This is a genomic window from Streptomyces sp. NPDC097981, assembly GCF_040302565.1.
Classification (GTDB): Bacteria; Actinomycetota; Actinomycetes; order Streptomycetales; family Streptomycetaceae; genus Streptomyces.
Window position 1 is genome coordinate 1 of the sequence record NZ_JBEORW010000113.1, and the last position, 7,572, is coordinate 7,572.

The 7,572-nt window shown below is 65.3% G+C and carries 9 protein-coding genes and 1 pseudogene; 5 read left to right on the forward strand and 5 right to left on the reverse strand.

Annotated features, from left to right (window positions below; genetic code table 11):
* Window positions 1-93 precede the first annotated feature (93 nt).
* The 3 genes and pseudogenes from ABTY04_RS39760 to ABTY04_RS39770 all read left to right on the forward strand — a co-directional run.
* Window positions 94-180, forward strand: a pseudogene (locus tag ABTY04_RS39760) (DUF6192 family protein); the annotation flags it as partial.
* 2 nt (window positions 181-182) lie between these two features.
* A complete protein-coding gene (locus ABTY04_RS39765; protein WP_352218311.1) occupies window positions 183-602 on the forward strand; it encodes a RacP protein in 420 nt (139 codons plus the stop codon).
* 69 nt (window positions 603-671) lie between these two features.
* On the forward strand, window positions 672-1,508 hold the full coding sequence (locus ABTY04_RS39770; protein WP_352218312.1) for an IS5 family transposase: 837 nt from the start codon (window positions 672-674) through the stop codon (window positions 1,506-1,508).
* A 65-nt stretch (window positions 1,509-1,573) separates the two neighbouring features.
* On the opposite strand, the gene ABTY04_RS39775 is transcribed toward ABTY04_RS39770, so the two are convergent.
* From ABTY04_RS39775 to ABTY04_RS39795, 5 genes are all read right to left on the reverse strand, one after another.
* Window positions 1,574-2,089 (reverse strand): NUDIX hydrolase, encoded by a 516-nt coding sequence (locus ABTY04_RS39775; protein WP_352218313.1) that lies wholly within the window; start codon window positions 2,087-2,089, stop codon window positions 1,574-1,576.
* Window positions 2,019-2,318 carry a hypothetical protein gene (locus ABTY04_RS39780; RefSeq protein WP_352218314.1) on the reverse strand — a complete coding sequence of 100 codons (300 nt, stop codon included), beginning with the start codon at window positions 2,316-2,318 and terminating at the stop codon, window positions 2,019-2,021. Before ABTY04_RS39780 ends, ABTY04_RS39775 begins: the two co-directional genes overlap by 71 nt.
* Entirely contained in the window at window positions 2,296-2,544 is a 249-nt protein-coding gene (gene acpP, locus ABTY04_RS39785) for an acyl carrier protein (protein ID WP_352218315.1), read from the reverse strand. Before acpP ends, ABTY04_RS39780 begins: the two co-directional genes overlap by 23 nt.
* A 608-nt stretch (window positions 2,545-3,152) precedes the next feature.
* Window positions 3,153-5,126: a DUF8189 domain-containing protein gene (locus ABTY04_RS39790; protein WP_352218316.1), complete on the reverse strand. Its 1,974-nt coding sequence runs from the start codon at window positions 5,124-5,126 to the stop codon at window positions 3,153-3,155.
* 509 nt (window positions 5,127-5,635) lie between these two features.
* Window positions 5,636-5,812 (reverse strand): KOW motif-containing protein, encoded by a 177-nt coding sequence (locus ABTY04_RS39795; RefSeq protein WP_352218319.1) that lies wholly within the window; start codon window positions 5,810-5,812, stop codon window positions 5,636-5,638.
* Between the two features lie 582 nt (window positions 5,813-6,394).
* Between ABTY04_RS39795 and ABTY04_RS39800 the strand changes: the two genes are divergently transcribed.
* Together ABTY04_RS39800 and ABTY04_RS39805 are read left to right on the forward strand one after the other, a co-directional pair.
* Window positions 6,395-6,535, forward strand: coding sequence for a hypothetical protein (locus tag ABTY04_RS39800; protein WP_352218317.1), 141 nt, complete (start codon window positions 6,395-6,397; stop codon window positions 6,533-6,535).
* Window positions 6,536-6,760: 225 nt separating this feature from the next.
* Window positions 6,761-7,189, forward strand: coding sequence for a hypothetical protein (locus ABTY04_RS39805; protein ID WP_352218318.1), 429 nt, complete (start codon window positions 6,761-6,763; stop codon window positions 7,187-7,189).
* The last annotated feature ends 383 nt before the right edge of the window (window positions 7,190-7,572 follow it).

The following is a 7,572-nucleotide window of genomic DNA, read 5'->3' on the forward strand; positions in this document are numbered from 1 at the left end:
TAAGCGAGGGGTTGCCCGCGGATGCCCTGACGAGTCTTGGTGCCCCCTGACCGACCCCGCAGCTGCGCAGGATCGTATCGGTGGTTCAGAGAAGCCACCCTCGACTGGATCGAGAACGCCGTCGACACCGGCAAGGTCGACATGGACGACGAGCTCGCCGCCCTTCTCCGAGGCCAGTAGCCATGCCCCGCGCCTCACGGCGCCGGGGCGACACCGCTCTGCGGCACGCCGACACGCTCCGGTTCGTGCTCTTCGAAGCACGCCCGGCCGGACTCCTCTTCCACCAGCTCACCCGCGCCAGCGACCTCACCCCCAGCCAGGTGAGGTCCGGGCTGGCCGCCCTGCGGGACGTCATCGCGGACCAGGGATGGCCACCGCTGATCTGGACGCGGACCGACGGCTACCAGCTCGGAGCCGAACGAGCCGCTCTGGAGGCCTACGAACGAAGGGTGATCAAGGAGAAGCTCACCGAGTTCCGCCGGTTCATCACCGGCACCGTCGCACCCCACGCCGCCGGCCACCCGGGCGACAAGTGGGTCCGCCACATCACCGCCCAGCTCAACTCCATCGTATCCACCCTCGACCTCGTCAACAGCTACTGACCCCCTTCGCTGCCCGGGTCCCGGCGTTTGGCCGGGACCCGGGCAGCACCGGTTTGAAGGCCAGCCGCCATGCGCCGACGCCTCTATCCCTCCGACACCACCGACGCGGAATGGGCCCTGCTCGAACCACTGCTGCCCGTCCCGGCCTGCGAGACCACCGTCGGCGGCCGGCCCGAGAAGCACGATCGGCGCGAGATCGTCGACGCGATCCGCTACGTCGTCGACACCGGCTGCAAGTGGCGGGCCCTGCCGGCGGACTACCCGCCCTGGCGGACCGTCTGGGGGTTCATGGCCCGTTGGGCTGCCTGCGGTGTCATCAACCAGATCCGCGATGTCCTTGCGCAACGGATCCGCCGCGAGATGGGCAAAGGCCCCCGCGCGGTCGCCACGGTCATCGACTCCCAGTCCGTCAAGGCCGCCGAGACCGTCGGCAAAGACTCACGCGGCTACGACGCGGGCAAGAAGATCAACGGCCGCAAACGCCACATGGTCGTCGACACACGCGGCCTCCCCCTGCTCGTCATGGTCACCCCCGCAGACCTCCACGACAGCCACGCCGCCAAGGAAGTCCTCTTCCGCCTCCGCCTCATGCACCCCGAGATCACGATCGTCTGGGCGGACTCCGCCTACGCGGGCAAGCTCGTGACCTGGGCAAAGAAGTACCTCAACCTGACGATCAAAACCGTCAGCAGACCCAAAGACTCCTCCGGCTTCGTCATCCTGCCCCGCCGATGGGTCGTCGAACGGACCTGGTCCTGGATGATGCGGGCCCGCAGACACGCACGCGACTACGAACGACTCATCCAGCACTCCGAAACCCTCATCACGTGGGCAGCCATCACCCTCATGACCCGCCGGATCACCAAGACACGCAAACCCCCCGAACGATTCTCACCCCTGCCCTGAACAGGCGCCTCAGCCTCTCGGACCCTGATGACCTACACAACGTCAGCACCGCACCACGCCACAGGTCACTGGCCGTCTCTGATCCAGTCGACGCACTGCTTCATCCGGAGGCGATCTTCAGCGAAGTACCCCTGCCAAGGTTCGTCCAGGCGCAACCAAGCGGCAGGCTGCCCGTCTTCTGGGGCCAGCGAAACCTCTCGGCCGACGACCGCCATGAACGACACACCCATGACGGCCGGCCAATCAGGGTGATACGAGCGAACAGTGACGGCCGCTGGGGCGCAAAGAGGTTCCACGACCAGCCCAGTCTCTTCGAAAACCTCGCGCACGGCTGCCTCTCGTGGAGTCTCGCCTGCATCCACTTTGCCACCGGGGGCCACCCATCCGCGCCAGCGGTGATTCACCAGCAAGACGTGCGTCAGGGTCGTATCGAACACCCACACCTCAGTTGCAAGCGGACCGTCCTGCGAGACATCAGGGCGGAGCAGCCACTTCAAGGCATTGTCGTGCTCAGCCAGCGCCTGCTTGGCATCGCAGATAGCAGCTTCGAGAGTGCGAGGATCGATCAGATGGTGTGTCATTCGCCGGAGAGTACGACGAGCCTCTGACGGTGCGGGCCGTGTCCCAGTCGGCGACCCGCAGCGCGGTGTCCACCAGCAGCTGCGCCTCGTCGACGGCGACGCCCACGGTGTCGTCACCATCTTCCTTGGTCAGCTCGATGTTCAGCTGCTGCTCGATCTGCCAGCGCAGCGGGCTGACTGCCGGGCGCCGATGTGGAGATCGGTGGTTATTTTCCAGCTGCCCTCTCATGGGCGTGGGCGTAGTCGATCACATGCTGCACGGTGGTCAACTCCTCTGCCTCGTCGTTGGAGATCTCGACCCCGAGCTCGTTCCCCAGGGCCACTGCCAGCTCGACAGTGTCCAGGGAGTCCGCCCCCAGATCGTTGATGAACGAGGACTCGTTCTTTACCTCCTGCGTCGCCACGCCCAACTGCGTAGCGATGACCGTTTTCACGCGCGTCTCGATGTCGGACACTCTGACCCTCTCGTATGGACGTACCAAGAACCAGGCCAACTTGCCCGCCCCCACAGCGCGCTGAACCCCCATGCCGCGACATTCACCCATCTGGCCCAGCCCGTGCCTCACCCCTATCCCGACCTCGCGGAACAGCGATACGGCTGGTGGCACTGAGAACAATTTTGGTACCGGCGGCACGAGTGTGCCGACCCGGTTCTGGCGGCATGCGCGGCCGGCCTTGCGCTGTGCAGGACCGCGGGAACGCCTGTGGTGCCGTCGAGCGGCTGGCAGCAGGCAAGGATTGGCGGTGCACGGCGAGGGCACCGGTGACGGTCCTGTTCTCACTGCGCGCTCTATCACAGGGCACTGCAGGAACAGTCCGTCCCGGAAGCGGACCGTCACCCGCGCTGCATTGTCGTCCTCATCTGCGTGCCGGAACCTCCTCCAGCGAGGGCTGCGCTGCCCAGCGCAGCCCTGCAGGCCACTACCGTGCGCTGTGGGAGGTGGGGCTGGCTGGTCGTTGATCCGCCTGTCTGGCGGCCCCGTACCTGCTCTGGTGTGGGGGCGCGATGTGTGTCTGCGCGCCCGCGGCTCGGACAGGTTTTATTGGTTGGTCTATGGGCGCGCTAGCCGCGGTGCACGCAGTGGAGCGTGTTGTTGAAGGATGCCGCGGCCGGTGCTGTGGTGCTGCTGGCGCCGCCGGCCCGGGTGAAGGTGGTCCAGGTGCTGCCGCTGGCGATGCTCCACCACAGTGTCGTGCTGTCGCCGGCGCTGCGGACCATGCAGTACAGGTTGCCGTTGTGGACCGCCAGCGTGGGGGCGGCCGTGGTCTTGCCGCTGGGGAACTTCTGGTAGTCCGACCAGGCGGTGCCGTTGAAGGTCGTCCAGTACAGCGCGTCGTCGCTGCCGCGGTGCACTGCGAAGAGCTTGCCGTTGAAAGCGGCCAGAGCGGGGGCGGATGGGCTCTTACCGCGCATCGCGGTGAACCTTTTCCAGGTGGAGCCGTTGAAGGTGGTCCACGACAGGGCGGGACTGTCGACGTCACGGACCATGCAGTGCAGCGTGCCGTTGTACTCCGCCAGGGCAGGTGCCGTCAGGGTCCTGCCCGAGGGGAACTGGGTGAATCCGCTCCAGTCGGTGCCATTGAATCGGTTCCACCACAGATCGCCGTCGGCGCTGTGGTGGGTGCTGTAGAGGTGTCCGTTGTGGACTGCCAGGGCCGGTGTCGAGGGGCTCTTGGCCTGGCCGAACGGGCTGAAGGAGCTCCAGGAGGAGCCGTTGAAGTGGTTCCAGGACAGCTGCTGCGTGGAGTCAGGGCTGCGGACCATGCAGAACAGCTTGTTGTCGTAGGCGGCAAGGGCCGGCGCATGGCTCGTCGTCCCCGACGGCAGCGGCGTGTCCTGGCTCCAGTTTGCGCCGTCGGTGTTCGTTGTGGTGGTGAACAGCCGGCTGTCGCCCAACAGCGGTTGGTCACCGGTGTAGAAGGAAATGAGGAGGAAATTACCCATGCCGTTGGAGCTGGCGTTGAACCTCCACCTCGCTCCGTCCGGCGCCTCATAGATCGCTTTGAAGTCCGCGGGGCTGAGAGCGAAGGCCCGGGAGAGCACCAGGTCATCCTTGTTCCGCATGTACTCCCACAGAGCGGCGATGAAGCCCAGGCCGGTATGCATGTGGCCGTAGAGGTCCAAGCCCGGCACGAAGTTGGAGAAGTCAGCGGACGCCTGCAGCGCACTGGTGGCATCGTTGAGCGCCTTGCCCAGCGCGGTGTACCACTCGCTGTTCGACTGATCGCCCTCGAACAGCGTGATCAGGACCGACGCGCACCCCCCGTTGATCATGGTGTCCAAGATCGCTTTGCTGCCCGTTTTGACGTCACCAGGGATGGCATACCCCCGCCCCCCGACGACCTCGCCGACTTCGCCGGTGCGCGTCGTGAGCTGGTACCCCTGGGCGTTGGCAGCTGACGTCCAGTAGATCTCGTCCCTGCCCCCGCCCTGGTCACCAACCGGCTCGTCACAACCGAAGCCAGCCCATTCCAAGCGGGCACGGAACGACGGTGCCGACTGGACGCCGAGATCATCGTCTCCCTCACCGGTGAAACCGGTGACGCCGAAGCCGTAGTCGGCCATAGCCGCCGTGAACTCAGGGGTGTCGATCACTTCCTCGGAGGCGAGCTTGGCCCGGTCCAGTACTGCCACGTTCGGCAGCGCCGTGATCTGCGGCAGCAACTCGGTCAGCGCCGCCTTGTACTCCTCAAGACCGAACCCGTCCGAGAGACTGCGCGATGCCACCACCTGCGGCACCACCGCCGTCACACCCACCGCTGCCCGCTGCTCCCGGTAGACCCGCCCGATGTCGAGCACTTCCTCACCGAGCACTTCCTGCAGCGGCTCCAGGATGCCGCGCTCCAACTCGGTCAGCTCCAGTCCCTGCTCTGCCCGGGCTGCCGCATGAAGCCACACACCCGTCAGCAGATTCACCGCCCCGTTACGGCGCAGCCGCCTTCCCCGCACCCCTTGTCCCTCGCCCCCCGACAAAGACGCCCGCAACCCCTCCAGCCGCAGCACCCGCGCGTCCCTGACCTCAGTCGCCTCACTCATCACGGCCTCCTCACCTCACCGGCCCCACGCACGACCAACCCGTACGCGATCAGCACGTGCCGGTTCTAAGCCCCTCACCCCGCCCACGACAGCGCCCGGCCGACAGTTCACCCGTCCGAAGCGACCAATTCACCGGCGAAACGCCACTGCACGCAGCCCGCGGCCCCGACCGGGGGCCGTCACCGCCTCCTGCTCGCCCTGTACCTGCTCCAGTCCGTGCTCGTGCACGTCAACACCTGCTGGTGCAGCACGTCCTGGCCAAACCTGCCTGGGCGAACAAGCTGAGCAACGAGGACCGGCGCGGCCTGACCGCGCTGTTCCACTCACCGAGCCGGGATCAGAAACAGGCACTGAACAGCATCCACAGTCCGTCATGCACGGTTCAACGTACGACCACCCCATAAGAAACGACGTCTTACGCGGCCGCGTGCCCGACGGGTCGGACCCGGCACGCACCCTGCCCAGGTACGGGCCTTGATTGGCTCGTATGGGGGCGGCGGGCAGGTCGTTCACCAGCTTGTTCTCTTTTCTGCATGATCGAAACCAATCTCAAGAGGCGTCCGCTTGCCGAAAATGAGCACAGCCACATTCAGGCGTTTTTCCTCGTCTTTAACTTCTTCGACCGTCGCATTGAAGTCCTTGAACGGCCCCTCAGTGATTCGCACTACTTCGCCTTGTTCGAACATTGCCACTGCTCCTACTCTTTGCGGTTAGGTGATTTCGAACGGTGACTGATCTTGTCACGCCGCGGTATCGCGAGCCAGGGGCTCGCCCGAGGGTTCCGCGACAGGCGACCCGTTGGACACGCCCCTTAACGCCTCAGACTCAGAGCAGTTACATGATCGGCCGGACACGTCCTAGCTCCGCTGTGCCCGCTCCACCCCGAGGGCGGCCAGGGCAGCGAGTTGGCCCGTGTCGAGCCGGTCGCGGCCCTGCTTCTGGTTGACGATCCACACCCCAGTGCGATTGTCGCCGGTCAGTGAATCTGAGCAGTCGTCATGCTTCTGACCTGGGGTTGTGCAGGTTGTCTGAGCGACTTTCCGACTGTGCTGGCTCACCGAATCTGCGCAGAGTCTGGGGCGCGCAGCTGTCCGGGTAGGTAGAGGTCATGTGGTTGCAGTTGCTCAGCCATGCTCCGGCGTGGTCGTTTTCAAGTTTCTATCCGATGGCCATTTTGAGGCAGCCTTGTCGGAGGTGACCAAATGATGATTCGGCACGGGCGGAGGCCTTTCGTACGCTCCCGTGAGCAGCTTGCCCATGAGATGGGCATGACCATGGGCACGTTCCGGAACAAGCGGCCGTACGTGGCCGAGGGCTTCCCCGCGCCCGTCAGCTCCAAGGGTGCCCGGGTCCTGTTGCGGGACGGAGAGCAGACGGCGGCCTACCTTGCCGGCACCGGGCTCCCCTGATGACCTGCTGGACCGGCAGGTGGCCGCGGCCGAACTGGGCGTGAGTGCGATCTGTCTCGCTGCTGAGGTTCGCTCGATTGGAGTATCCGAGGATTGACAGGCGTGGTGCGTGCTCTTGGTAATGGGAGGAGTTCAGAGTTCCTGTGCACCGGTAGAGGTCGCGTTGTGGTGCACATCGGTGTGCAGAGTCGCTTCTTGCATCGAATCGCTTGAGAAGGAGTCACCATGCCTGACGATGACATGGGATATGGCACGCCCGGTTCGTCTTCCTCCGACCCTGAACTTTCTGACGTCCGGCGGCCGGGTCCGTTGGATGGAACGTTCTCCTTTGCGGTGGAAGAGTGGTCGGAAGATCAAAGGGTCACGGTCAGTGAACTTGCGCCCGGTGGGGAGTCGAAGCGGATCGTCATCGAAAAGGGCAATGGGAACTACGAGTTCCATGACGGGGTCGTCCGCGAGGTGAAGTGCTTGAATTCGGATGAGGACATTTACGAGGTCAGGCTGTACCAGCCGGTGTACAAGAGTGAAAAAGTCATCTATCCGAAGGGGTCGGACACGGTCACGACGCCCGGGCGGATGATGGGTGATCTGTTGGCGGGGGAGGGGGGCCACGAGCAGGAGATGGAGGAGAGGAAGCCCGACTGGGGAGCGTGAGCGGCCGGCACGGACTGCGTAGCAGTCCGAATGCCTAGAGGGCAGGAGAGGGCTTCATGGGCCGTGCGCAGCACGGCCCATGAAGCCCATGACAGTGCGTCAATCCTGGAGCGCAGCGGAAGGTTGACGCGTCCGATGAGGTGACGCGAGGAAACCGCCCCCGAAGTGGGCGGCCTCTCGCTCGACGAAGCCTCCCGCGCGGAGCAAGGGAGTCCCCCTGCAGGCCCCGCTCTGGTGGAGCGCAGCGAAACCAGAGCCAGTCCGGAGCGAAGCGCAGGACTCCGGCCCGAAGGGCCGGCCATGGCTCGGGCGTCCAGGAGTTGGTGGCGGACGTCTCGGTCAGCAGGCCCGCCTCGTCCACGGTTTCCCGCGGCAGCAGGGCG

Bases quoted from the DNA above. Each gene is read 5' to 3' on its own strand.
- ABTY04_RS39765 (WP_352218311.1), top strand. From the start codon at position 183: ATGCCCCGCGCCTCACGGCGCCGGGGCGACACCGCTCTGCGGCACGCC.
- ABTY04_RS39770 (WP_352218312.1), top strand. From the start codon at position 672: ATGCGCCGACGCCTCTATCCCTCCGACACCACCGACGCGGAATGGGCC.
- ABTY04_RS39775 (WP_352218313.1), bottom strand. From the start codon at position 2,089: ATGACACACCATCTGATCGATCCTCGCACTCTCGAAGCTGCTATCTGC.
- ABTY04_RS39780 (WP_352218314.1), bottom strand. From the start codon at position 2,318: ATGAGAGGGCAGCTGGAAAATAACCACCGATCTCCACATCGGCGCCCG.
- ABTY04_RS39790 (WP_352218316.1), bottom strand. From the start codon at position 5,126: ATGAGTGAGGCGACTGAGGTCAGGGACGCGCGGGTGCTGCGGCTGGAG.
- ABTY04_RS39795 (WP_352218319.1), bottom strand. From the start codon at position 5,812: ATGTTCGAACAAGGCGAAGTAGTGCGAATCACTGAGGGGCCGTTCAAG.
- ABTY04_RS39800 (WP_352218317.1), top strand. From the start codon at position 6,395: ATGACCATGGGCACGTTCCGGAACAAGCGGCCGTACGTGGCCGAGGGC.
- ABTY04_RS39805 (WP_352218318.1), top strand. From the start codon at position 6,761: ATGCCTGACGATGACATGGGATATGGCACGCCCGGTTCGTCTTCCTCC.